This is a genomic window from Chitinibacter sp. ZOR0017, from assembly GCF_000799095.1.
GTDB lineage: Bacteria > Pseudomonadota > Gammaproteobacteria > Burkholderiales > Chitinibacteraceae > Chitinibacter > Chitinibacter tainanensis.
The window spans coordinates 1-25,072 of the sequence record NZ_JTLG01000026.1; the positions used below are offsets into that span (position 1 = coordinate 1).

19 protein-coding genes are annotated in these 25,072 nt (G+C 58.6%); 11 read left to right on the forward strand and 8 right to left on the reverse strand.

The genetic code is table 11. From position 1 onward, the window contains the following. Positions 1-219 precede the first annotated feature (219 nt). Both L991_RS09845 and L991_RS09850 read left to right on the forward strand, forming a co-directional pair. The gene (locus L991_RS09845; RefSeq protein WP_047394777.1) at positions 220-759 is read left to right on the forward strand and encodes a hypothetical protein; all 540 of its coding nucleotides are present in this window, start codon (positions 220-222) and stop codon (positions 757-759) included. A gap of 99 nt (positions 760-858) precedes the next feature. Continuing rightward, positions 859-3,774 carry an HD domain-containing phosphohydrolase gene (locus L991_RS09850; RefSeq protein WP_047394781.1) on the forward strand — a complete coding sequence of 972 codons (2,916 nt, stop codon included), beginning with the start codon at positions 859-861 and terminating at the stop codon, positions 3,772-3,774. A gap of 85 nt (positions 3,775-3,859) precedes the next feature. Here the strand turns inward: L991_RS09850 and L991_RS09855 are convergent, their stop codons facing one another. Both L991_RS09855 and murJ read right to left on the reverse strand, forming a co-directional pair. After that, positions 3,860-5,062 (reverse strand): amino acid aminotransferase, encoded by a 1,203-nt coding sequence (locus L991_RS09855; protein ID WP_047394805.1) that lies wholly within the window; start codon positions 5,060-5,062, stop codon positions 3,860-3,862. Positions 5,063-5,186: 124 nt separating this feature from the next. Beyond that, on the reverse strand, positions 5,187-6,722 hold the full coding sequence (gene murJ, locus L991_RS09860; RefSeq protein ID WP_047394784.1) for a murein biosynthesis integral membrane protein MurJ: 1,536 nt from the start codon (positions 6,720-6,722) through the stop codon (positions 5,187-5,189). 166 nt (positions 6,723-6,888) lie between these two features. Here murJ and rpsT point away from each other — a divergent pair, with 166 nt between their 5' ends. Then, positions 6,889-7,152, forward strand: a complete 264-nt coding sequence (gene rpsT, locus L991_RS09865; protein WP_028449943.1) for a 30S ribosomal protein S20 — start codon at positions 6,889-6,891, stop codon at positions 7,150-7,152. 156 nt (positions 7,153-7,308) lie between these two features. Here rpsT and L991_RS09870 read toward each other — a convergent pair whose 3' ends face one another. Then, the gene (locus L991_RS09870) at positions 7,309-7,662 is read right to left on the reverse strand and encodes a hypothetical protein (RefSeq protein ID WP_028449942.1); all 354 of its coding nucleotides are present in this window, start codon (positions 7,660-7,662) and stop codon (positions 7,309-7,311) included. 146 nt (positions 7,663-7,808) lie between these two features. Here L991_RS09870 and L991_RS09875 point away from each other — a divergent pair, with 146 nt between their 5' ends. Then, positions 7,809-8,915 (forward strand): response regulator, encoded by a 1,107-nt coding sequence (locus tag L991_RS09875; RefSeq protein WP_051258915.1) that lies wholly within the window; start codon positions 7,809-7,811, stop codon positions 8,913-8,915. Positions 8,916-8,971: 56 nt separating this feature from the next. Here the strand turns inward: L991_RS09875 and L991_RS09880 are convergent, their stop codons facing one another. Further along, entirely contained in the window at positions 8,972-10,771 is a 1,800-nt protein-coding gene (locus tag L991_RS09880) for a GGDEF domain-containing protein (protein WP_052190793.1), read from the reverse strand. A 211-nt stretch (positions 10,772-10,982) separates the two neighbouring features. Next, the gene (locus L991_RS09885; RefSeq protein ID WP_047394786.1) at positions 10,983-12,602 is read right to left on the reverse strand and encodes an NAD+ synthase; all 1,620 of its coding nucleotides are present in this window, start codon (positions 12,600-12,602) and stop codon (positions 10,983-10,985) included. A 173-nt stretch (positions 12,603-12,775) separates the two neighbouring features. Here L991_RS09885 and L991_RS16545 point away from each other — a divergent pair, with 173 nt between their 5' ends. Both L991_RS16545 and L991_RS09895 read left to right on the forward strand, forming a co-directional pair. Continuing rightward, positions 12,776-14,071 (forward strand): serine/threonine-protein kinase, encoded by a 1,296-nt coding sequence (locus L991_RS16545; RefSeq protein WP_052190794.1) that lies wholly within the window; start codon positions 12,776-12,778, stop codon positions 14,069-14,071. Between the two features lie 90 nt (positions 14,072-14,161). Continuing rightward, on the forward strand, positions 14,162-15,199 hold the full coding sequence (locus tag L991_RS09895) for a hypothetical protein (protein WP_047394790.1): 1,038 nt from the start codon (positions 14,162-14,164) through the stop codon (positions 15,197-15,199). A 94-nt stretch (positions 15,200-15,293) separates the two neighbouring features. Here the strand turns inward: L991_RS09895 and L991_RS09900 are convergent, their stop codons facing one another. Beyond that, positions 15,294-16,175 (reverse strand): LysR family transcriptional regulator, encoded by an 882-nt coding sequence (locus L991_RS09900; RefSeq protein ID WP_047394793.1) that lies wholly within the window; start codon positions 16,173-16,175, stop codon positions 15,294-15,296. A gap of 102 nt (positions 16,176-16,277) precedes the next feature. Between L991_RS09900 and L991_RS09905 the strand changes: the two genes are divergently transcribed. Next, positions 16,278-16,727 carry a multidrug/biocide efflux PACE transporter gene (locus tag L991_RS09905; RefSeq protein ID WP_047394794.1) on the forward strand — a complete coding sequence of 150 codons (450 nt, stop codon included), beginning with the start codon at positions 16,278-16,280 and terminating at the stop codon, positions 16,725-16,727. Positions 16,728-16,776: 49 nt separating this feature from the next. On the opposite strand, the gene L991_RS17735 is transcribed toward L991_RS09905, so the two are convergent. After that, positions 16,777-18,600, reverse strand: coding sequence for a chitinase (locus L991_RS17735; RefSeq protein WP_081986623.1), 1,824 nt, complete (start codon positions 18,598-18,600; stop codon positions 16,777-16,779). A gap of 178 nt (positions 18,601-18,778) precedes the next feature. Further along, positions 18,779-20,536: a SulP family inorganic anion transporter gene (locus L991_RS09915; protein WP_052190795.1), complete on the reverse strand. Its 1,758-nt coding sequence runs from the start codon at positions 20,534-20,536 to the stop codon at positions 18,779-18,781. Between the two features lie 156 nt (positions 20,537-20,692). On the opposite strand from L991_RS09915, the gene L991_RS16550 reads away from it, so the two are divergent. The 4 genes from L991_RS16550 to L991_RS09935 form a co-directional block, all read left to right on the forward strand. Next, positions 20,693-21,088, forward strand: coding sequence for a DUF2946 family protein (locus tag L991_RS16550; RefSeq protein ID WP_156129040.1), 396 nt, complete (start codon positions 20,693-20,695; stop codon positions 21,086-21,088). A 103-nt stretch (positions 21,089-21,191) separates the two neighbouring features. Beyond that, positions 21,192-23,315, forward strand: coding sequence for a TonB-dependent receptor (locus L991_RS09925; RefSeq protein WP_047394797.1), 2,124 nt, complete (start codon positions 21,192-21,194; stop codon positions 23,313-23,315). Further along, positions 23,312-24,811: a PepSY domain-containing protein gene (locus tag L991_RS09930; RefSeq protein WP_047394800.1), complete on the forward strand. Its 1,500-nt coding sequence runs from the start codon at positions 23,312-23,314 to the stop codon at positions 24,809-24,811. The genes L991_RS09925 and L991_RS09930 overlap by 4 nt, the downstream gene beginning before the upstream one ends. A gap of 52 nt (positions 24,812-24,863) precedes the next feature. Continuing rightward, the coding region (locus L991_RS09935; protein ID WP_197053859.1) for a hypothetical protein at positions 24,864-25,072 on the forward strand (209 nt) is incomplete at its 3' end.

Genomic DNA, 25,072 nt, shown 5'->3' on the forward strand with positions numbered 1-25,072 from the left:
CCCGATAGCTCAGTCGGTAGAGCAACGGACTGTTAATCCGTGTGTCCCTGGTTCGAGCCCAGGTCGGGGAGCCAAACTAAAAGCCAGCGCTAGTCGCTGGCTTTTTTCTTTTCTGCGCTAGATGCGTTTGCGCCGCGCTACAGCCCGTGTATCGACATGGAGCTTTCCTGATCGGCAGATTATGCTTATTAAGATTTCTATCTGTTTGGAGTCTTGTGCATGTCTGATCCCGCTGCGGCCCCCGCTCCGGCTGAATCTTCTTCTGCTCACACCCCTGAGGCTGCGCCAGCCAGCCCTGAGCCACCATTGCTGCTCAAATACCGGATGCATTTGATCGGCGTGTTTGCGTTTCTACTCTTGGTGGTGTTTTTGCTGGGTGGCATCGCCATTGGCATGAGTAAGCGGCATTTCGAGAAAAAATTCTATCTTGAGCAAATCGACAAGCTCAAAGAAAGTGTCGAGACCATGGTGCATGAGCGCGAAGGGCTGCAGGAAGAAATCAAAGCAATGAAGCTCGAATTGCGGGCGAAGTCCGATCATATCCACGAGCTGGAAGGCAAAGTGGAAAAATACGAGCGCCAGCAGGAAAGCCATAAAGAGGCGGCGCCGGAAGCCGGTGGGCACGAAGCTGCGGCGCAGGGCGAAGATCAAGGCTTGAATTACCTGCGGCTCAAGACGGGTGACTGCACCATGGATGGCAATTCTACCGCGACGGCGAGCAAGTGGCGCGAGTGTTTGCAAAAGGCTAAAAAGCAATAGGTATATGCCTGTGGCCTAATAAATTTAATGCCTTCGGGTGTATACCCCAAGGTTTGTTTGATGCGTGTTTGGTGGGCTGTCCCCACTCAGGAGTTGCTGATGTCACAGGCCCGAGCAACACAGGTACCGTTTTATATTCATATCTCGTATTTGTTTGTGGGCTTGTTGCTCAGTTTTGCTTTGCTCAGTAGCTGGCAGCAATATCAAACCACCACGCGGATGCTGAAGCAAACGGCCGATCAGCAGTTTCGGTTGGCGGTTGAATCGGCGACGGAAGAAATACGCGAGATCTATCACAGTGGTGCGCGCAGCAGTGAGTTGATGGCACAGCACGAGCTGATGCGTGCCCGAACGCTGGATGAGCGTTTGCAGGCTTTGCCCTATCTGGTGGCCTCGCTGCGGCACAATCCCATCCTTACGGCGCAGTATATCGGCTATGACACGGGCGATTTTTTCATGGTGCGCACCTATGGCCAAAATAAGGTGCTGCAACAGCGTTTTCAGCCGCCTGTAGGCACCGAATGGATTGTGCAAAGTATTACTTATCCGCAAGGTCAGCTACGCGGCGAGTATTTATTTTTTGATCAGGATTTGCATCTGCTAGAGCAACGGGTGGATGAGCGCTATCGCTTTGATCCCCGTTTGCGGGATTGGTACCAGGTGCAGGGGCAGCCGCAGACTTTAAAAGTGACCGCGCCGTATTTCTTTGCCAGTAGCGGCCAGACTGGGATCACCTTTTCGCGTTTGGCAGCCAATCACAAGGCGGTGGTGGGGAGTGATGTGCGGCTGGAGCGCATCAATACTTTCCTGTTGCGACATAAAATCACGCCGGATACGCGGCTAGCACTGCTTGATAGTCAGCAGCGCGTGTTGGCTTCACAAAAGGGGGTGCCAGAGCTCACTCGGGGTGGCGACGGGCAGTGGCGCTTACCCGAGCTGAGCCACTATGACCCGAATGTGCTCCTCAATCTGGTGGGGCAACAGACTGGGCATGCCGGCTCGGCCAGTACCTTTGCCAATGGGCAAGGGGAGCAGTGGGAGGGTATGGTGCAGCCCCTGCGTTTGCCGGGTATGCCGGCCATGACGCTGGCCATGGCCACGCCCCATGCCGAATTAATGGCCGAGGCGGTAAATGAGCGCAATCGCGGGATTCTCGTCTCTTTGGGTTTGCTCGTTTTTGGGGTGTTGATGGCCATCTGGCTATCGCACAAGGCATCACGGCCGATTAATGCGCTGAGTGATGAAGTACAAAAAATCGAGCAGTTTCAGTTTGATGAGCCGCTGCATGTGCGCAGTAATATCCGCGAAATTGCCCGCTTGGCAGATGGTTTAGGCAGTATGAAGCAAACGATTCATCGCTTTATGTCGCTCTCACAGGCGCTGGCGAGCGAGCGTAATTTTGGGCAATTGTTGGCGCGCATCCTGAATGAATTGGGGGCGGTGAGCTTGGCAGAGGGCGGGGTGATCTTTATTACCAGCGCCGATGGCCAGGCACTGGAGGCCGCACAATATTTCTGGCAAGGGCCTGCGCAACCAGCCGATGAGCGGGCGCAGTTGATTGCGCTGGCCAGTGAGCATGCCGTGGCCAGCGCTTTGCGTGAAGGCGAGACCCTGCGTCGCTTGTCGCCCGCCCAATTTACGCAGGATTTCCCACTTTTACCGGCCGCTGAGCGTGAATTAACCCAGCTCACGTTGCCTTTGCGCAATCGGGATGGGGCTTTGGTCGGGGTGTTGGCCTTGGCGCTGGACGAGGCGAAACGGCCTTCGGCTGAATTGCTGGCCTTTGTGGAAACCATAGCCGCCACTGCTGCGGTGGCTGTAGATACTCAGCGCTTGATTAATGAGCAAAAGACCTTGCTCGAAGCCTTTATTCAATTGATTGCTGGTGCGATTGATGCAAAGAGCCCCTATACCGGTGGGCATTGCCAGCGCGTGCCGGAATTAACCAAAATGCTGGCGCGAGCCGCAGAGCGGCAAACGCAAGGGCCATTTGCGGGCTTTAGTTTGAGTGAAGCGCAGTGGGAGGAGCTGCATATCGCGGCGTGGCTGCATGATTGTGGGAAGGTGACCACCCCTGAATACGTGGTGGATAAAGCTACCAAGCTAGAAACGCTGTATGACCGGATTCATGAAGTGCGGATGCGGTTTGAGGTGCTTAAGCGCGATGCCGAGCTGGCCTACTGGCAGGCTGTTGCCGCAGGTGGTGATGTGCCGGCGTTGCAGACCGAGCTGGCCGCGCAATTGGCTGCGCTGGATGATGATTTTGCCTTTGTGGCGACCTGTAATGAGGGTGGGGAATTTATGGCGCCTGAAAAAATCACGCGCTTGCAGCAGATTGCCCAGCGCACCTGGCGGCGGACGCTATCGGATCGCATCGGTATCGCGCATGAAGAAAAACAGCGTAAAGCGCGCAGCCCAGAGCCAGCTTTACCGGTACTGGAGCCCTTATTGGCGGATCGTCCTGAGCATTTGATTGAGCGCAGTGCGCGCGAGCAGCTGGCGGCGGATAATCCGTGGGGCTTTAAAGTGAATGTGCCCGAGGCATTGTATAACCGCGGTGAACTCTACAATCTCAGCGTAGCCCGTGGCACGCTGTCCGCGGAAGAACGCTACAAGATCAATGAGCACATTATTCAAACCATCATCATGCTGGAAAAGCTGCCGTTCCCACGGCATTTGCGGCAAGTGCCGGAAATCGCCGGTGGTCACCATGAGAAAATGGATGGTTCGGGTTATCCAAAGCGCCTGCGCCGCGAAGAGATGAGCGTGCCGGCGCGCATGATGGCGATTGCCGATATTTTTGAGGCACTCACTGCGGTAGATCGGCCATATAAAAAAGGGAAAACCCTTTCCGAGGCGCTTAAGATCATGAGCTTTATGGTCAAAGATCAGCATATCGATGCCGAGCTTTTTGCGCTGTTTTTGCAGGAAGGTATTTATCGACAATATGCTGAGCGCTTTATGCAGGCTGAGCAGATTGATGAGGTGGATATTCAGCAATATATGCCCGCTTAAGGCGGTGCGAGCCAAACAAAAAGCCTGCGCATGCGCAGGCTTTTTTTATCCGAGGCTCCCACTTCAGCGAGTAGCCCGCGGCAGATTACAATACTTTGGCGATTGAGTCGGCCACGTAATCGATGTTGTTGTTGTTCAACGCCGCCAAGCAGATACGGCCAGTTGATACCGCATAAATGCCGTATTCTGCGCGCAGTTTTTCAACTTGCTCGGCAGTCAGGCCGGTGTACGAGAACATGCCGCGCTGTTGCGTTACGAATGAGAAATCTTGCGCTACGCCGCGCGCAGCCAGTTTTTCTACCAGGCCAGAACGCATTGCACGGATGCGAACACGCATGCCGCCAAGTTCTTCTTCCCACATCGCGCGCAATTCTGGGCTCGCCAGTACTGCTGCAACGACCGCGCCGCCGTGGATCGGTGGGTTAGAGTAGTTGGTGCGGATTACGCGTTTCAGTTGGCTCAATACGCGGCCAGATTCTTCTTTGCTTGAAGTAATGATCGACAAAGCACCCACGCGCTCACCGTACAAAGAGAAGCTTTTTGAGAATGAGCTAGAGATAAAGAATTGCAGGCCAGACGCTGCAAATGCTTTCACCGCCACAGAGTCAGCATCGATGCCTTCAGCGAAACCTTGGTAAGCCATGTCGAGGAACGGCACCAAACCGCGCTCGCGACATGCTTCAACCACTTCGCCCCATTGTGCGTCAGACATGTCTGCGCCAGTTGGGTTGTGGCAGCAAGCGTGCAAGATGATGATCGAGCCCGCTTCCAGAGTTAGCAGAAACGCCTTCATCGCTGCGAAATCAACGCCGCGAGTGGTCGCGTCGTAGTATGGATAGTCGCCGACTTTGAAACCCGCTGACTCAAAAATCGCGCGGTGGTTTTCCCAGCTTGGGTTGCTGATGTAAACGGTGGCATTTGGATTCAGACGTTGCAGGAAGTCGCCACCAATTTTCAGTGCGCCCGTGCCGCCCAAAGCTTGTGCAGTTACTACGCGACCTGCAGCGATCAATTCGCTATCCGCGCCGAACAACAGGTTTTGCACGCCCGCATTGTAAGCTGGGTTGCCTTCGATGGCTTGGTAGCCACGTGGTGGCTGAGCGGCCAGTCGGGCTTTTTCTGCTTCTTTCACGGCTGCCAGCAGAGGAATTTTGCCTTCATCGTTGTAGTACACCCCTACACCCAGGTTCACTTTGGTGCCGCGGGTATCGGCGTTATACGCTTCATTCAGACCCAGAATCGGGTCGCGTGGGGCCATTTCAACATTGGCAAAAATCGAGGCAGTCATGCTTTGCTCCATTGGCTACAGAGAGGGTATTTGGTGCTGCCGCACCACAGGTAACTCGGCAAGGGCAAGATTTTAGCACGAAGCCTGCTGGCCGCGCGGTGATCTTGTGCCGATCGGTATTGATCTAAGTCGTGCGTCGGGAAAAATCGCGTGGCCGAAAGCCCAGTACTCCCAAGGTGGCAAAATACGCCACGATCCCGACCGAGACCAATCCGGCCAGCCGCACTAGGCGCCAGGCCATATGCCCGTCGGCCCACGGCGGCATAAATTGCAATGTGGCCAGCAAGGCCGCGGCCATGACGATGACGGCGATGAAGAGCTTGAGTAAAAAGCTGCTCCAGCCGGCTTGCGGGCTAAATATCTGCTGGCTGCGCAATTTATAAAACAGAAAGCCGGCATTGGTGAGCGCGCCCAGGCTAATGGCCAACGCCAGCCCGGCATGTTTGAGCGGGCCAATTAGCACCAGATTAAACGCCTGAGTAATACACAAGGTGAACAGCGCAATTTTGACCGGGGTTTTGATGTTCTGTCGGGCGTAAAAGCCCGGCGCCAAAATTTTAATCAGAATCAGCCCGACCAAACCGACGGCGTAGGCGGTGAGTGCTTGCTGGGTCATGGCCGCATCATGCGCCGTGAATTTGCCGTATTGGAACATCGCCACGGTCAGCGGTTCGGCAATCAGTGCCAGCGCCACCGCCGAAGGCACCGCCAGCATCAGAGCTAAACGCAAACCCCAGTCAAGCAGGCGTGAATATTCGGCGGTGTCATTACTGGCGTAGGTTTTGGAAAGAGACGGCAACAAAATCGTGCCCAGCGCCACGCCGAGTAGGCCAGTGGGGAATTCCATCAAGCGGTCGGCGTAGTACATCCATGATACAGAGCCCGAAATCAGAAAAGACGCAAAAATCGTATTGATGATCAGCGAAATCTGGCTCACCGATACGCCTAGAATCGCTGGCCCCATTTGTTTCATCACTCGCCAGACACCCACATTGTCCCAGTTGAGCTTGGGGCGGGTGAGCATGCCGATTTTGCGCAGATAGGGTAGTTGGTACGCCAGTTGCGCGATGCCGCCCACGACGCAGGCCCAGGCCATGGCTTTAATCGGCGGATTGAAATAGGGTGCGAGAAACAGTGCAAAAACAATAAACGAGACATTCAGTAGTGTGGGTACAAACGCCGGAATCGAGAATTTATTCCAGGTATTGAGCACTGCGCCGGCCAATGACGACAGCGAAATCAGCAAAATATACGGAAAGGTGACCCTGAGCAGATCAACGGTCAGGGCAAATTTATCGGCATTCTGGCTAAAGCCCGGCGCGGTCAGGGTGATGATCCAGGGCGCCGCCAAAATGCCCAGAATGGTCACAATGCTGAGGATCAGCGTGAGCATCCCTGAGACATCGGCGATGAATTCTCGCGCGGCCTCGTCGCCCTGTTTATTCTTGTATTCGGCCAGTATAGGCACGAAAGCTTGGCTGAATGCGCCCTCGGCGAAGATACGTCGCAATAAATTGGGTAGGCGAAAGGCCACATTAAAGGCATCGGTGGCAATGCCTGCCCCGAACATCCGTGCCATGATGGCGTCGCGAGCAAAGCCCAGCACGCGGGAAACCAAGGTCATTGAGCTGACGGCGGCCACAGCCTTGAGCAGATTCATAGCGAAGAAAGCCCCTGATAGGTATGTGACGCGCATGATACGCTGCTCTTGCGCTGAAGGTGAAGAACGAATAAAATCGTCGGCTTTCTAGGGTTGTGTGTGCTGCCGAAAGTCCGTGTCTCCGGCCAAGCAGTAGACCCGTTACACCTACTAGGAGCATTACACCATGGCAAATACCGCACAGGCTCGCAAACGCGCCCGTCAAGCCACCGCAGCACGTGAGCACAACGCTTCTCAGCGTTCTGAATTCCGTACTGCAGTTAAGAAAGTACTGAAAGCGATCGCTGCTGGCGATAAAGCGGCTGCTGCTGCTGTATACCAACAGTCTGTTAGCACCATCGACCGTATCGCTGACAAGAAAATCTTCCACAAAAACAAGGCTGCTCGTCATAAGAGCCGTCTGGCTGCTGCTGTTAAAGCAATGGCCTAAGTTTTTGCTGGTAGAAAAACCCGCTCTCGAGCGGGTTTTTTTTCGCCTAGCGCAAATGCCTAGACTGACATCATAAGGCAATTCGGGCTTGGTATTGGCTTGAACTGATTGAAAGTGCTTGGCTTGGGCTTGATACCTTGGTTGGGTATACTTTGATTAGTGTTGCGACAGGCGGAAGCTGCGCATGATGCGCCAGTAGGATTCTTCTTCTAGCACGAAAATCCGGCCATCCGGCGCTTCATGCGGGGCAATATCGATGGCGATGCGCACAAACCGGCCGATATCTTGCCACAGGGCGGCGGCGAGGCGCTCAACAAACCAGTCGGCGCTTTCGCCGGGTTTGAGCTCGGCTTCGTGGCGAACTTCCAGCAAGATCACGCCATCGGCCAAGGGCTGTTTGCGTACCCACGAGGGCATGCACCAGGTGCGGCGAATCGCGCCCAGCGCAATATCGGCCTCTTGCGGGGCCAGAGGCGATAAGCCTATTTGCAAACGGTACGAGCTGGCCATGATTTATCCATCCGCCGGTGATGGTTTCTTTATGACATGGCAGGCCAGTGCCTGTCCAGTGTTAAAGTGGCGGCATTGCTTTCACACCAATGCCGCCATGGTATGCTAGGCTTGAATTCTAATCGCACCCACACCGATTGCCGAAGATGAATGACAATACCGAGCTGGCGACCCGGCCGAAAATTCTGGTCGTTGATGACTCCCGCATCGTCCGGGCGACAATCCGCAAACATCTTGCCGATGCTTATGAGCTGATTGAAGAAGCCGACGGCGAAGCCGGCTGGCGCCGCCTGTTGGCGGATGATTCGATTGATCTCTTGCTCTCCGATCTCACCATGCCCGAGCTGGATGGGCTGGGGCTTTTGGCCCGCATCCGGGGCTCGGGCGAGCCGCGCATGCACTATTTACCGGTGATTATTATCTCGGGTGAAGAAGACGAGGCGACCAAGTTGCGCTGTGTCGATTGCGGCGCCAATGATTTCGTTACCAAATCCACCGACCGCACCGAAATGCTGGCGCGGGTAAAAGCCAATCTTGAATTGGCCGCCACCCGGCGCGAGCTGGCTGAAACCCGTGCGGTGCAGGTGCAAACAGCCACCACCGATGCTGTTACGGGCGTGGGCAGCTCGCATTTGCTGAATCTGCAGCTGGAGCAGGCGCTGGCCTTTGCGCTGCGGCACAACAGCGAGGTCACACTGCTGTTGCTGGAGGTCAATCACGGCGTCGCCTTGCACAATAAGCTTGGCGAGCGCGTGCATGGCCAATTGCTGGGCTTGCTGGCGAAATTGCTCGAAGCCAAATTGCGCAAAGAAGACACGCTGGCGCATCTGGCCGACTCGCGTTTTGCCATTGTGTCGCCGGCTACGCCGCTGACCGAAGCGCGCGTGGTGGCCGAGCGCTTGCGCCAGACCATTGCCAACGCGCGGGTGAATTTCCGCAACGAGCAAATTCGCGTCACTGCATCGATTGCGGTGGCTAATTCTTGGCATGACGATGTGCATTCGGTCGAGCGCATGCTCAGCGTGGCGCAAGACCGGCTGTATGCCGATCCGATGGATAATCAGGTGTTTATGCCTGATCCGGCTGCTGCGCAAGCACCGACGCCGCTGATTTCCGAAGCTTTGGTGATGTTGCACAAAGGCAATCTGGACGAGCTGCGGCCGCATTTGCGGGCGCTGCTGCATAATCTGAAGCCCTTGCTAGAGCTGGCCAAAGACGAAGAAGGGCTGGATTGGGATCTGAGCCAGATCTAGTGGCGACAGCGCTGTAGTGAGCCAATACCCCATGCAGTATCTAACAGAAAGCCCGATTAAATCGGGCCTTCGACGTTATACCCGCCGCGATTGGCTGGGGGAAGGGGTGGGCGCTGGGTGCGGCGATCGATGAAAATACTGTTGCCCTGCTCGCGTTTGGCCATGCTTTTGGCGCTGCTGGCGATATTGGCCACTTCGTGGTGCGATTCATACCATTTGGCCAGAATCTGTGCGGCGCCCAGCGACAGCGACACCAGCGGGTGAAACTGCATTTGCCCTTGCCGATTGGGCGCGTTGTAGCCGCCAGCCGCGCGGTCTTCGCTGGTGAAATAGCTGCCGATCATGGTTTCAAATTGCGCCAGCACGGTTTCGCAGCGCGCCTGCCAATCGTGGCTACGCAGCAGCAAGATAAAATCATCGCCGCCCACATGGCCAACAAAATCCAGCACCGGGTCAAAGGCCTGCTGCAATAAAGCGCCCAGAAATTTCAGCAACTCATCGCCGCGCGCATAGCCATACACATCGTTGTAGGGCTTGAAATGATCCAGATCGACGTACACCACGGTGAAATCCAGCTGCTGGGCCAAAAGATGGCTCATGGTGTCCTGAATCGGCGCATTGCCGGGCAGACCGGTGAGCGGATTGGCGTGGCGGGCGGCGGCCAGCTGCATTTCGGTCATGGCGCGAATCAGCTCGCGGCCGGTGCCCATGCCCAGATAGCGGCCACGCTCGGTAATAATAAAACCATCATCCAGATTTAGCCGCTCGCTGGCGGTCACCAATTGCGCCAGCTCGGTCAGGCTGGTGCTTTGTTCCACCACCAAGGGTTGCGGGTCCATATGTAAGCGGCAATCGCGGTTACCAAATAGCTCGCGGCTATACGGGCGCGAAAACAGCTCCAGAATATCGTGGCGTTTAATCAGGCCAATGGGTTGATCGTTTTCCACCACCGGGATGGCATGCAGGTCGGCTTGTTGCTGAAAGCGGCGCCAGATCGCATCGTGGTTATCGCGGGGTGAGGCGGCGGGGGTGAGCTGCAACAGCGAGGCGGCGGTAGTTTGTAGCTCGCGCGCACGCTGGCTGGCCGGCGCCGAGGGCAACTGCACCGTATGCAGCGGCTCCGCCGCTGGGCGGGCCAGCAAATAGCCCTGAATCAAGGTAATGCCGATTTGCCGCACGCAATCGAGCTCGGCCACGGTTTCAATCCCTTCGGCGATCACGCTGGTTTTGGTATTCAGGGCAATTTGCTGGATCGAGCGCACAAACTGCCGTTTTTGCGGATCGCTATTCAGGCCCTGAATAAAGTATTTATCGATTTTGACAAAGTCGGGTTTGAGCTCCGACCACAGCCGCAGCGAAGAGAATCCTTCGCCCAGATCATCCAGCGCCAGCTTAAAGCCCTGCTCGCGACAGCGACGCACCGCGGTGGAGAGCTCGGCGTAATTCTCAATCGTCTGGGTTTCGGTCAGCTCGATGATCACATTGCTGGGAGATAGCCCCGCCGCGTGCAACACATCCAGCAGCGCTTGCTGTTGCGGCAGCGGCACGGTGAGGCTGCCCGGGCAGATATTCAGAAACAGATGGCCGGGCAGAGCCAGCTCGGCGAAGCGGCGAATAATCACGCTGCGGCAGGCCGCATCCAGCTCAGCTACCAGGTTGGCCGCTTCGGCAGCGGCAAATAGCGCCACCGGCGATTCCAGCGCATGGCCTTGCGGGCCACGAATCAGGCCTTCATAACCATACACCTGGCCTTCATTCACCACGGCAATCGGCTGGAATACAGCACTCAAGCGTTGCGATTGAATGATCTCAAGCAATCCGGAGGTGAGCGAGGTGGTGGAGCTGGAGGGTGGCATGCCGATAAAGCTAAAGCTGGGTGAACTCGTAAGGTAACAGCGTAAGGTTACATTTTTGTTGCATGTAGGCAAGCAATTGGCACTTCAAATGCCGGCAAAATGCGGAACGGCTTGATTTTGCACTGCAAAATCAATGCCTGCAGATGTAATAAAAACGCCATACAGCGGGCTGTATGGCGCGAGAAAGTGTTGTAGTTCACCGACGCTGGCATTACAGCGTAAAGCGCTGCGTGATCGGCATGCGCCAATCTTTGCCGAACGAGCGCTCGGTAATACGCGGGCCCACCGGCGCTTGGCGGCGCTTGTATTCGTTGATTTTCAGTAGCCGCACTACTTTATTCACATCAGCCTCGGCATAACCGCGGGCGATAATGTCGGCGATGCTGAGGTTTTCTTCGACATAGGCGGCCAAAATCGCGTCGAGCACGTCGTATTCCGGCAGGCTGTCTTGGTCTTTCTGATCCGGGCGCAGCTCGGCCGACGGTGGGCGCGTGATGATGCGCTCTGGGATTGGCGCGGGCTGGCCGTTGGCGATGGCTTGCTCGTTGCGCCAGTTCGACAGGCGATAGACCATGGTTTTGGCCACGTCTTTTAGCACCGCAAAACCGCCGGCCATATCACCGTACAGCGTCGCGTAGCCGGTGGTCATTTCGGATTTGTTACCCGTGGTGAGTACTAGCTTGCCGGTCTTATTCGATAAGGACATCAGCAGCATACCCCGGATACGGCTTTGCAGATTTTCTTCGGTGGTATCCATCTCACGGCCGGCAAATTCATCCGCCAGGCCGGCCATCATGCTTTCATACATCGGCCAGATTTCGATTTCGGAATATTTGCAGCCCAGAATATCGATCATGGCACGCGAGTCGGTCACCGAAATATCAGCGGTATAGCGCGATGGCATCATCACCGCGTGGCAACGCTCGGCGCCGAGCGCATCCACGGCAATTGCCAGCGTCAGTGCCGAATCAATCCCGCCCGAAAGGCCCAGCAAAATGCCGGGGAAGCGGTTTTTGCCGATATAGTCTTTCACGCCTTGCACCAGCGCGCCGTAAATGCTCTCTTCAATCGGGGTATCGGGTGCAACTTCAGCTTGAATAAGGTCGCTAGAGACATACTCGCAGTAGGTAATCAGGCTTTGATACGCCGGCGCTTGCAGCACCAAGTCGCCAGATTTGTTTAAGGCAAACGAATGCCCATCAAACACCAGCTCGTCTTGCCCGCCAACCAGGTTGCAATACACCAGTGGAATACCGTTTTCATCGACGCGCTGGGCGGCTACGGCGCGGCGGGTTTCTTGCTTGGCTTGGTGGAACGGCGAGGCGTTCAGCACCAACAGCAGCTCAGCGCCTTCATCGCGCGCGGCGGCGGCCGGCTCGGTATCCCAGATGTCTTCGCAAATCGCGATGCCCACTTGCACGCCATCTTGCTCAAACACCAGCGGCGCAAAGCCGGGCGTAAAGTAGCGCACTTCGTCGAACACGGCGTTATTCGGCAGCAACAATTTATCGTAGCGACCAAGTAGATTGCCATCGCGAATCACGCTGGCCGAGTTAAATACCTCGTCACCCGCTACGCCGCTCGGATGACCGACCACCAAAGTAATGCCGTCCACTTCATCGATAAAGCGGCCAATCGCCTGTTTGCATTGCTGCAAAAACGCCGGACGCAGCAGCAGGTCTTCCGGCGGATAGCCGGTGAGGGCGAGCTCGGGGGTCAGCAGAATATCGGCCCCGGCCGCCTGGGCCTCGCGGGCCGCAGCGAGAATCAGCTCGGTATTGCCGGCCAAGTCGCCAACAATGGGGTTGATCTGGGCGAGGGCGATTTTCATGGTGCGCTGTATCCGCAAAATAAAGCGCCATTTTAGCGGGGTTTGCGTCTTGGTGCGCGGGCAAACTGTCGCTGCAGGGCTGTGCGCTGCGTCACCCCGGCTACGCCGGCTGGCGGTGCGGGCTGTGGCTCAGGTTACAATACGTGCTTTGCTGACTCTTTCTGGCCGCCCTGATGAGCTCGCCGCAGATCGCCCATTACACGCTGCAACATCGCCTCGGTGCCGGCGCGATGGGCGTGGTGTTTAAAGCGCGGGATACCCGGCTGGAGCGCGATGTGGCGCTGAAATTGCTGCAAGTCAATCTGGCCAGCAGCGAAGCCGCCGAATACGCCGCGCGATTGTTGCAAGAGGCGCGCTCGGCCGCGCGGCTGAATCACCCCGGCATTATCACGGTGTTTGATTGTGGCGAATGGCGGGGCAAAAATTATCTGGCGATGGAGCTAGTGGAAGGCGCGACGCTCAAAGATCTACTGGCGCGACAAGGGCCGCTGCCGGTGCGCGATGTGGTGGGTATTGCTCGCCAGCTCTTTGCTGCATTGGCTCACGCGCATATACATCAGATTATTCATCGCGATATCAAGCCCGCCAACCTGATGCTTACGCGCGCCGGACGGCTGAAAATCACCGATTTTGGCATTGCCCAGCTACCGGCCAGTGAGCTCACCCGCACCGGCACCGTGCTGGGCTCGCCGCGCTATATGCCGGCCGAACAGCTGGCCGGCCAGCCGCTGGATGGCCGGGCTGATTTGTACGCCGCCGGCGTGGTGCTGTATCAGGCGCTGACCGGCGCGCTGCCCTTTGATGGCGAAACCACGATGAATATCGTGTATCAGGTGCTGCATCACCAGCCGCCTGCGCCCGCTGTGTTGCGCCCCGAGGTGCCCGAATGGCTCTCGGCGCTGGTGATGCGCTGCATGGCCCGGCAGCGCGAGGCGCGCTTTGCCGATGCCGCCGCTGCGCTCGCTGCCTTGCAAGCAGGCTGGCAGTCGGGCACTGTGGCGCAGCCAGCCAGTGCTACTGCAGCCCATCATCATCAGACCACGGCAAGCCAGCCGGACACCTCATCCCACCATCCCCATCAAGCCCACACCGCCACCGTTGAGCCTAACTCTCGCGCGAGCGCGCAGCCCGGCGCAGCGCCAGCGGGGGATGATCCACTGCGGCCATGGCTGGCCAGCAGTGGGCGCTTATTGCATTGGCTGGCCCGCCATGGCTGGCGCGGTACCCGGCGGCTGCTCGCTATTAGTGCGGTGCAATTGCGGCGCTGGACGCCAGTGCTGGCGCGACAAACGCAGCAGCAATGGCAACGCTGGCAGCCGGTGCTTAGCCGGATAGCCCAGCAGGGCTGGCGGCACTATCGCCGCTGGCCGTGGCCGTTGCAGTTGGGCTTGGTGCTGGGGCTGGTGTTGCTGCTGGCCTGGTGGGGCCGCCCGGCGCCACAAATCGAATGGAGTCAGCCACCGGGCTAGCGGGCTGGGATTTTTACCACTTGGCAAGCCGCAACGCTTGGCCGACACTCTGCCGTTTTTTGGCCGGACTCGGCCGCAAGGGAGTGACAGATGCCGCTACGCATCCTACTGGCCGTGGCCGGATTGCTCTTGGTGTTGCTGGCTAACGCCGCCAGCGCCGCCGCCCCGCAACACTGGCTGTATTTCCCATCGCGAGGTGGCGAGGGCGAAACCCTGCGCGCCACCAAGGCGCTGAGTGACCCGCGCTTTGTCGGGGCGCAAATCGCCTATCCGTGGCGCCTGCTGGAGCCGAAAGCCGGCGAATACGATTTCAGCGCCATCCGCGCCGATCTGGCGTATTTGCGCAGCCAGCACAAACAGCTGTGGGTGCAGTTGCAAGATAAATCGTTCACGCCCCAGCCCAATGTGCCGGCGTATTTGTTAACGCCGGCCTATCAGGGCGGGGCGCTCAAGCAAAGCATGGCCAGCGCGCCCGAGCGCGACCCGACCCAGCCTTTAGGCAGCGATGAATATGGCTGGGTGCCCAAAATGTGGGAGCCGAGCGTACGTGGCCGCTATCAAGCGCTGATTAAGGCGCTGGGGCAGGAATTCGATGGCCAGATTGCCGGGATTAACTTTAGCGAAAGCGCCATCGACATCGGCACCGAGCATCGTGACGGCACCACCACGTGGCCGGCGGGGTTTGCCCCGGCGCAGTATGTGGCGGCCATTGAGGAGAATATGGGCGTGCTGGCGGCGGCTTTCCCGCACAGCACCGCGATGGTGTATTTGAATTTTCTGCCAGGCGAATGGCTGCCGTGGGACGACCATGGCTATATGCGCCGGCTGTTTCAGCGTGCGGCTGAGCTGAAAATGGGCGTGGGCGGTCCTGATCTGATGCCGTACCGCAAAGCGCATATGCAGCAAAGCTACGCATTCTTGCGCGCCTATCCGGCTGAGCTGATCAAAGCGCTGGCGGTACAGGATGGTAATTTGCGCCAGAAAAACCCGAAAACCGGCAAACGCAATACCGTGGCCGATAATCTGCAATTTGCCGAGCAGTATCTGGGGCTGGATTATATTTTCTGGGGCTTAGAAGAGCCATATTTCAGCCGCGAAGTGCTACCGAAATTGCCGGCCGCCAAATAGTGGGGCTGGGTATCTGTCTGTGGCCATTATTAAATAATGGCTGTCGAGTAATACCCCGATTAAGTAAGGGCGCGGGTACCCCGCGTGCCGAGACCTACCTCGCCGCAGCCGTGTGCCCCGCGTGTTGCAGCTGCTGGATCAGCCAGCACGCGGCCGGCCCCAATTGCGCGGTGCGTAGCCACACCAGATCGAGCGTAGTGGCTTGAGGCCAATTGGCGGTGTTGAGCTGCACCAGTTGCCCGTGGCCAAACTGCGTCGCCAGCCAAGTAGGCAGGGCGGCCCAGCCAAAATTGCGCGCAGTGAGTTCCAGTAGCAGCAGATAGCTCGGTGCCAGCCAGCAACGCGGGCTATGCGGGCCGGCTGGGCTGCGGGTGTAGGTGCTGAGCCGCAACTCGCGGTGTTGCAATAATTGCGCTTCATCCACCTGCGCCAGGTGCGCGAGCGGGTGCTCTGCACCCACATACAGCGCCATGGCCGTGTGGCCGGGTAGGGCTTGGGCGGAGACATCGGCCTGATAGCGCCTCTGCGCGCGCATCACCCCCAGCTGCGCCCGCCCGCTACGCAATAGCGCCAGCACATCATCGTCTTCGCCAACGAGGCACTCCAGACGCAGCAGCGGAAATCGTTCGGCAAACGCGGTTAATAGCGTTTCAAAGGCCTGCGATTGAAACGTATCCGAGAGCACGATGCTCAATTGCGCTTCTTCACCACCTTGTAAAGCCAGCGCTTGCTGGCGCAGCGCGGCATGGCTGTGCAGCACATGCTGGGCATGGCTTAGTAGGCGCGTGCCCGCCGCCGTGAGGGTGGGCTGGCGGGTGCGGCGATCAAATAAGGCAACCCCAGCATCGATTTCCAGCTGGCTGATGGCCTCGGACACCGTGGACTGGCTCTTGCCCATATGCCGCGCGGCGGCGGAAAAAGAGCCCAGCTGGGCCGCATGCACAAAGGCGGTCAGGCTATCGATGGAGTTAAACATAAACACACCCTATTTATCGGTAAATCCGATGGTAACTGATTTTATTCTATCGGTTTTTCTGCGGATAATCTGGGCGAATCACCTTACTACAGAGGATGTGCCATGCCTGATTTAGCCCAATTACCCACCAAAACCTGGCCCGAGCGCGTGCTGCATGCGGTGCTCTTTGAAGTTGGCGGTGTGCTGCTGGTGACGCCGATTGCCGCTTGGTTGCTGGGGGCTAGCGTGGCGCATGTGGGGGTGCTGGCGGTGATTTTGGCCAGCTGCGCCATGCTGTGGAATGCCATTTTTAATTACGGTTTTGAAAAACTGGAGCGCCGGCAGGGTTGGCAGCGCACGGCCAAGATTCGCACACTGCACGCGCTACTGTTCGAAGGCGGCTTTATCATGCTGGCTGTGCCGCTGACGATGTGGTGGCTACAGCTCAGCCTCTGGCAGGCGCTGGCTTTGGATATTGGCTTTTTCCTGTTTTTTCTGCCCTACACCTATTTGTATAACTGGGCTTACGACACGCTCCGCCTGCAGTATTTCCGCCGCCTGCGGCCCGCCTGAAAATAAAAAACGCCCCGAGGTCGGGGCGTTGGTCGGGGCTTAATACGGCTTATTTAGGCAATTTGTCGAAATAAGCGCGGTGCTGGGTGCTGAATTCAAAATTATTGAATTTATCCCAGTTGATCGACCAGGTCATCAAACCACGCAGGCCCGGGTAAGTGGCGCCCGGTTTGTAGCTGCCGCAGTTCGTGCCCTTCATCAGGCAATCGAGTGCAGTGTGAACATCGCCCACGGTGGTAAAGCCGCCGCCAGCATTGGCATTGGCTGGCAGGCCAATGGCGATCTGATCAGGGCGCAGCGCGGGGAACATAAAGTTGGTGCCCGCAACTTTAAAGCCTTTCAGCAGCATATCGGTCATCGCCACGTGGAAATCGGCATTGCCCATCGTGTGGTACACGCCATCCAGACCGGTGATCGGGCCGGAGTTGTAATCCTGCACGTGTAAGAGCGTCAGATCATTGCGCAGCGCATAGATCACTGGCAGGTAAGCCCCGGCGCGGGTATCGCAACCCGAGCAAGTGCCGCCGTAGAAGCTATAGCCCAACTGCACAAAGAACGTCTCTGGCGCCATGGTCAGCGTGAATTTGCTGCCGTATTTGGCTTTCAGCTCTTTCAGCGCGGCAATCAGATTCACAATCACCGGCGCTTTCGGGTTAGCCACGTCGTTGTCGCCGGCATTCAGTTGCAGTGAATGTCCTTCAAAATCGACATCTAGGCCATCCAGGCCATATTTGTCGATGATGGCCGCTACCGAGCGCACAAAGGCGTCTTTGGCGGCGGTGGTTTCGAGGCGAACCTGACCATTAGCGCCGCCAATCGAAATCTGCACTTTTTTGCCTTTGGCCTGTTTGGCCTTAATCGCGGCAATAAAGTCGGCTTCCGATTCGACATTCGGGCATTCGGTCGATGGGCAGAGCTTGAATGCCACTTCACCACTGGTGGATGAGGTCGGCTCGGCAAACGACAGATTGATAAAGTCCCATTTATCCGACACATCATTCATGCGGATATAGCCCGAGCCATTGGCAAAGCTAGCGTGCAGATAACCGACCAGCAGTTTGTCGTTCGCGGGGGCTGGCGAGACGCTTGGGGTTGGCGTTGGGCTCGTGGTTACCACCGGCGTCGGGGTTGGGGGCACTTCTGGGGTTGGTGTGTTTCTTGGCTTAAGTTTCCACGCGATCACGCAGGAACCCGCGGCGTCATACACGGGTTCCGCAATATAGTCGGGCGACGGGAGCGGTGGGGTCGGCATTGGGCATGGTGTTAATGTCACGATCGGCGTGGGGCTTGGTGATACCCATGGCGTCGGGCTTGGTGAAACGTATGGTGTTGCTGTAGCTGCACTCACCAATTTCCATGGCCCCCATTCCGCGCCGCCTGGCACATCGCCTTGCGTCCACCATTTGGCCTCGTAAAGCGCGCCGTTATACAGCACTCGGCTACCGCCGGTGTAAACGGCGGTTTTATCCCAGCTTGGTGCGCTCGGGGCCGTGGTAGGTTTAGGTTTCGGGGTATACCAGATTACGCAGTAGCCAGTTGGCGGTGGGGTAGCGCCAATTTCACAGGCCCAATCGCCAACAGGGGTTGGCATTGGTGTTGGAGTAGGTAGGTTTGGTGTGGCGGTAGGCGTCGGGGTGGGTACTGGTGTGGCAGGCGTCGTGCTGCTGCCGCCTTCTTTCCACAGCGTTGGCGTACTGGCCGGGTTCCAGCCTGCGCCGGCGTAGGCGGTGTGGCTCACCAGTGCGGTGTAGGTTTTGCCGTTGTAATCCACGACGCTGCCGGCGCTGTAGCTGGTGCCTTCCTGCCAGCTGGCCGCGTGAACACTGGCGGCGAGCAATAGCCCCGCCAGCAGAGCGGTAATGCGTGAGTGCATAGGTCTTCTCCATCCTGTTTAATTAACACGCCGCCGTGAAACTGACGGCGTAGTGATTTCTGCCAACATGTATTTTGCTTTTTTGGTCAGAAACTGGATGATTGTAGGCCGATGCTGCTGCTTGGCTAAATAATCCAAGTCACTGTTGTAAATAAGGAATCGCTGTTTGATTGGCGTGTCAGCTACGCCGCCGCTCGACGCCATCCCACGGGCTCACCGGCTCGTGGGTCACATCGGGATACAGGCTGCGGTAATCCGCCAGAGCATCGTGCACATGGCTGTAAAAACTATCGGCACCAATCGCCGCGGTGACGCCGTAGCGATCCAGTGCTTCGCGCAGTGGGCGGTTGCAGCGGGCAAATTTAAGGTCGATTTCGGCCTCTTCCAGCAGGCGATTAAGGGTCAGTAATTGCTCGGCGGCGGTGACATCCAGAAAGGTAATTGCTTGCGCATCAATCAGTACCCAGCGCGTATCGCCATCGGCCGCCACTAGCGCACTAATGCGCTCAACAAAAAACCCCCCGTTGGCAAACAGCAGTGGCGCATAAAAGCGATACACCAACAGCCCCTGCAGATAGCGCGATTCGCCCGTTAGCTCCGCCTCGGTGACGTCATGAAACCCTTTGCGCCCGGACACCGAACACAGCACCGCATCAAAGGGGCGGGCCATAAACTGAATGAGGTATGCCAGTGAAAGCAAGATACCAACTATGATGCCGGGCAATACCCCCACAATCAGCACCCCGGCGGTGGTAATTAGCGAGAACAGCGCGGCGGTGCGATCAAGCCGATACATTTCACGCCAGCTGGCCACATCAATCAGATTCAGCCCCGCCACAATCAACAGCGCCGACAAACTGCACACCGGTAAATAACGCAGGCTATCGGACAGCAGCAGCAAAAACAGCAGCAAACAGCCGGCCGCTACCAGCCCGGACAACACCGAGCGCCCGCCGGCGGCATCGTTAATCGCCGTGCGTGATTGGCTAGCGCCCAGTGCAAAACCCTGCGCGCAGGCGGCGGCCATATTGGCCAAGCCCAGCGCCAGTAATTCGCGATTGGGGTTGATGTCGTCGTGGTGTTTGCGCGCAAACGCGCGGGCCAGCAAGATGCCTTCGGGCATGGCCAGCAGCGCAATCCCGGCCGCGGCGGGTAAGAGCTGGGCGATTTCCTGCAGGCTGGTAAACGGCAGCACCAGCGCGGGCAAACCTTGCGGCAGCCGCCCCAGCAGTGCCACGCCGTGTTCGCCCAGCCGCAAAAAATAAGCGGTGGGGATCGCCAGCGCAAACAGCACAATCGCGCCCGGTACGCCGGGCACCACCAGCCGCAAGAGCAGCAGCAAAGCCATCGAGATCAGGCCCACAATCACCGTGGTGTCTTGGGCCGTGGGCAGCAGCTGCACCCATTGCGCCACGCGGGGGAAAAACGCGTCTTCGGTGAGGCTAAGGCCGGTGAGTTTGCCCAGCTGGCTCGCGATCAGAATACAGGCCGCGCCATTCATAAAACCCAGTAGCACCGGCTTGGACAACAGATCGGCCATGGCGCCCAAGCGGGCCTTGGCGGCGATCAGCATCAAGAGCCCCACCAGTAGCGCCAGCTCGGCTGCCAGACGCACATATTCGGCGGGGTTGCCCTGCGCCAGCGGGGCAATTGCGGCGGTGACCAAGAGGGCAATCGCGGCATCCGGCCCGACGATCACCAGGCGCGAGCTACCCAGAAGCGCATACACCAGCATGCCGGCCAGCGCAGTATACAGCCCGCTTTGCGCGGGCATACCGGCCAGATCGGCGTAGGCCACACAGGCCGGAATCAGCACCACGCAGACACTGAGGCCCGCCATGGCATCCTGCAGCCAGTAGGCCCGGCGGATTTGAGCGAGGCTGCTGCTTTGCCAGAGTTGCCGCCACGAAGGGCGCTCGAAACGCGGGCGAGGCATTGCGCTTCCTTAGCTGATGATGGTTTCAGTCTAGCCGCTGCGGTGGCCCGGTGCGGGGAAAATGTGGGCCAGTTACTGCTGTTGGTTTGGCGAAAGGTTTGACGTGAATATTTACGCTATGATCGCCGGCACATTGATTTTGCATATTGCTCACCCGTGTCAGCCCTGACTGTTTTCCATCCTCGTTGGCGCTTTGCCCATGCCTTGGCTTTACTGGCCATGCTGGCGCAATTGCTGCTGCCGTTCGCGCATGCTGCGGCGATGGATGCGGGTGTGCCGCTGGCCTGGTGTGGTACTGGCCCGCAACCCACGGCCATGCAGAGTGATGGTAGTCCGGCGCAGGGCGGGGCAGGCGAAGCCAAAATTCTGGTGAAATGTGCGCTGTGCTCGGTGGCCAGCCTGCATGCACTGGCGCCACCGCCGGCGCTGACTCTCCTGGCGCTGGTTCCAGCGCCGACCCTGCCGGTGGCGAGCCTAGCGCTCAGCCATCGCTCGCCGCTCACGCGCGCGATCCCGCCACCGCCGCGTGGCCCCCCGCTGATTTCCTACTGATCTGTTCGCGCAGCACTGAGCGTGCTGCACTTTATTCATGGCTCCGCTGTGCGCGGGGCTTGAATCTGGCTGCCGTGCGTGCGCCAGATGGATAGGAAATCGTATGTCTGTAACTCCAAACTGGGCTTTGCGCCCCCTGGCCTGCGCCGTGCTGGCCACCTGTTCCCCTTTTACCCTGGCCAGCGAGCCAGCTCCAGCCGCAGCAACGCCGCTGGAAGAAATCGTGGTCACGGCCACCCGTGAAGCCACGCCTTTAGCCAAAGCCCCCGTCGCGGTGGGCAAGGTGAATGCCAAAACCATCGAAGACACCAAGCCCACCTTTATCGGCCAAGTGCTGGATAAAATCCCCGGCGTGCACATGACCGATCTGGGCAATGAGCAGCACAATATGTCGATTCGCCAGCCGATGAGCTATTCGGCGGTGTATCAGTATCTGGAAGACGGGGTGCCGATTCGCCCGGTGGGTATTTTCAACCACAATGCGCTGTACGAAGTAAACCTCACCGGCAGCGACGGCATTGAAGTGGTAAAGGGCCCCGCCTCGAGCCTGTATGGCAGCAATGCGGTGGGTGGCGCGGTGAATTTCACCACGGCAGCGCCCAGCGCCCACCTCACGGCCAAGGCCGCCGTGCAAGGCAGTAGCGAGGGGTATCGGCGTGCAGACCTTGGCGTATCTAATTCCTGGGGTGATACCGGCGTACGTATCGCCGGCTATCAAGCCACGCGTGGCGACAGCTGGCAAGACTACAACAGCATGGATAAAACGGGCCTGACCGCGCGGCTAGATCACTGGCTCAGCGATGAGCTGCGCTGGAAATCGGTGCTGACCTATTCCAAGCTCGATACCGATATGCCCGGCAGCCTGAACGAAAGCGATTACCAGACCCGCCCTGGCTATTCCTACCAAACCTTTACCACCCGGCAGGTTGAGGCGCTGCGCGTGAGTACCGGGCTGGAAGGCGAGCTCAATGCCGGCGGCCTCAGCAGCGCCACCGTTTATTATCGCGATAACAGTACTTACCAATTGCCGAGCTATCTGATTTTCAATACCGGCCCTAGCTCGGCGAGCGGCCGTACCACCGATAACACCTTTACCTCGCTGGGGCTAAGTGCCTTTCATCGCCAGCAGTGGGGCGATTTGAAGCTCACTGTCGGCGGCCTGCTGGAGCAAAGCCCGAATGATCAGCGCGAGGTGAATTTATCCATCGTGCGCGACCCGAAAACCGGCAAATATCTCAGCTACAAAACCGGCAGCGTGCGTCGCGATTACCATGTGGATCTCGGCAATCAGGCGGTGTTTGCCGATGCCAGCTACCCACTGGGCGCTGGCTGGGCGATCAATGGCGCGCTGCGCTACGACCGCGTGGTGTATGACTTCACCAATAATCTAACCCCTTCGGCCACCACGGGTGCGGCTTCGCAAAGCCAGTCGTTTGCCAGCACTTCGCCTAAGCTGGGCCTGACTTGGGAAGCGGCGAATAACCTTTTTGTTTACGGGGGTTACAGCCGGGGCTTTACCCCGCCGGAAGTGGGCTCGCTGTTTAGCAGCGCCACTGTACCCAATCTGCAATCGGCCACTTTTGATCAATTCGAGCTCGGGGCGCGCTGGCAGGCGCTGGCCAATCTGAAGGTCGATGCCGCGCTGTATCGGCTGGATGGGCAGGATGAACTGGTGACCTACACCATCGTGCCGGGTAAATCCGAGCCGCGTAATGCCGGCAAAACTCGCCATGAAGGGCTAGAGCTGGGGCTGGATTGGTCCGCCACTGCGCAGTGGAGCGCCCGTCTGGCGGGCCAGTATGCGCGCCACATCTATCAGCAATATCAGCCGTCGCCGCAGGAAAACTACGCCGGCAAAGATATTCCGGCCGCCCCGCGCTGGCAGGGCACGCTGGAAGTGGCTTTCCAGCCCAATGCCAATCTGCGCCTGGCGCTGGAAACGGCCTACGTGGGCGGCTACTGGATGAATAACGCCAATAATGTGCGCTACGGCGGGCATACGCTGTTTAATCTGCGCGGCGAATACCGCTGGCAAGATTGGACACTGTGGGCGCAGGCGCTCAATCTCACTGACGAGCATTACGCCGAGATCGCGTCTTCCAGCTACAAAGGCGTGGGCGAGCGCAATGGCAACACGCAAGACAGCTACAGCCCGGGCGCGCCGCGCACCTTCTTTATCGGCCTGAGCTATGCCTTTGGTAGCAAAAGCCAAGGGGGCGGGCAATGAAGCGCGATGATCTGACGCTGGATGCCGCGCTGCGCCCGCCACGGGCGGCGGGCTCGGCGCTGGGCTGGCTAACGCGCTGGCATCGCAAGCTGGCCTGGGTGGCGGGCTTGGCTGTGCTGGCCTGGGGGCTGACCGGGGTGTTGCACCCGATTATGTCGGCGCTAACACCAACCGTGCAGCCTTTGCCGCCCGCCGCGGCCTTGCCGGCTGATCTGCAGCCGGTGCCACTGGCGCAGTTGGCCTTGCCGGCCGGGCCGATTCAATCGGTGCGCTTGCGTATGCTGGGGGAGATCCCGGCCTGGCGTATTGGGCAGCCGGGCCAAGCGCAGGGGCTGTGGTTTGATGCGCGCAGCGGCGCCCTATTGCCACAGGCTGATGCGCAAGAAGCCGAGCGTCTGGCGCGGGTCTTGGTGGGCGATGCGCACAGCCCGGTGCGCCAGCTGACGCCCGTGTATGAATTTAGCCGCAGCTATCCGGCGATTAACAAAATCTTGCCCGTCTGGCGGGTGGAGTTTGCGCGCGCGGATGGCATGGTGGCCTTTGTCGATACCGAAGGGCGGCGGTTGGCTAGCCTATCCGATCGCACCAAACGCACGCTGATGCCGGTGTTTTCGCTGCTGCACACCTGGAGCTGGGCCAGCGAGTCAGTTAAACGCGTCGGCATCACCGTGCTGCTGGTGCTGGTGCTGGCCAGCATGGCGGGCGGGCTGGCGATGTATGTGTTGCGCTGGCAAAAAGGCACGCTCAAGGCCGGGCAAAAACCTTTGCGCCGCTGGCACCGTGGTTTGGGCGTGGCGCTGGGCTTGGCCGGTATCGTGCTCACCGCTTCAGGGCTGACGCATTTATGGTTGCAGCGCGCACCCTATGTGGCAGCCAGCCCCAAACCGCTTGCGGTGCTGCCCGAGCTGCATCATCTGCCCGCCCAGACTGCCGGCTTAACCGCCGTAAATGTGCAAGGCCAGGCTTATTGGTTGCAAGAGCGGGCCAAGCCAGCGAAAAGTGCCCAGCCGGCGGCGGGGGGGCATCAACACCATGCGCCAGCCGCGTTGAGCAACGCCTTGCCGATTTATCTGGATGCACATGGTATGGCGCAGCCTGGCCTTGCGCTTGTGCATGCTGGCGAGCTGGTGCGCCAGGTGCAGCGTGGTGAGCTAGCTGGGCCGGTGAAACAGGTGCAGCTGATCGAGCGCTTTGGCGGCGAGTATGGGTTTTTCCAGAAACGCCTGCCGGTGTATCGGGTGGACCTGGCCAATGCGGCCAATAGCAGCTGGTATATCGAGCCGGCTACCGGTACTTTCTCCACGCGCGTGGAAGACGCCGATCGCTTCGAGGGCTGGCTGTTTGCCTATTTGCATAAATGGCATTGGCTGGATGGGCTGGGCAAGAGCAACCGCGACCTGATTCTGGCCAGCGCAGCGGCGGCCAATGTGGCGTTGGCGGTGCTGGGCTTGCTGTTATGGCGGCGCAAACGCCCGACCGCCGCTGCGGGCAGGTAAAATGCTGGCTTTCGCGCCATCACATCGGTGGCGGGCAAACGGGGAGGGCGTGATGCCTGGACGTTGGGGCTGGATTTTGCTGCTGTCGCTGCTGGTACACGGCCTGCTGTTGAGCTTATTGCCCAGCTGGCAAGGCCGGCTGCTGCCCGCGCCGGCTGAATCAGCCAGTGCGGCAGTGGTGGTGATGTTGGCCGGCACGGTGCATCTGAAAGAAACCCGCAAAACCAAGGTGAAAGACAAAGCCATTACGCTGGATTATCT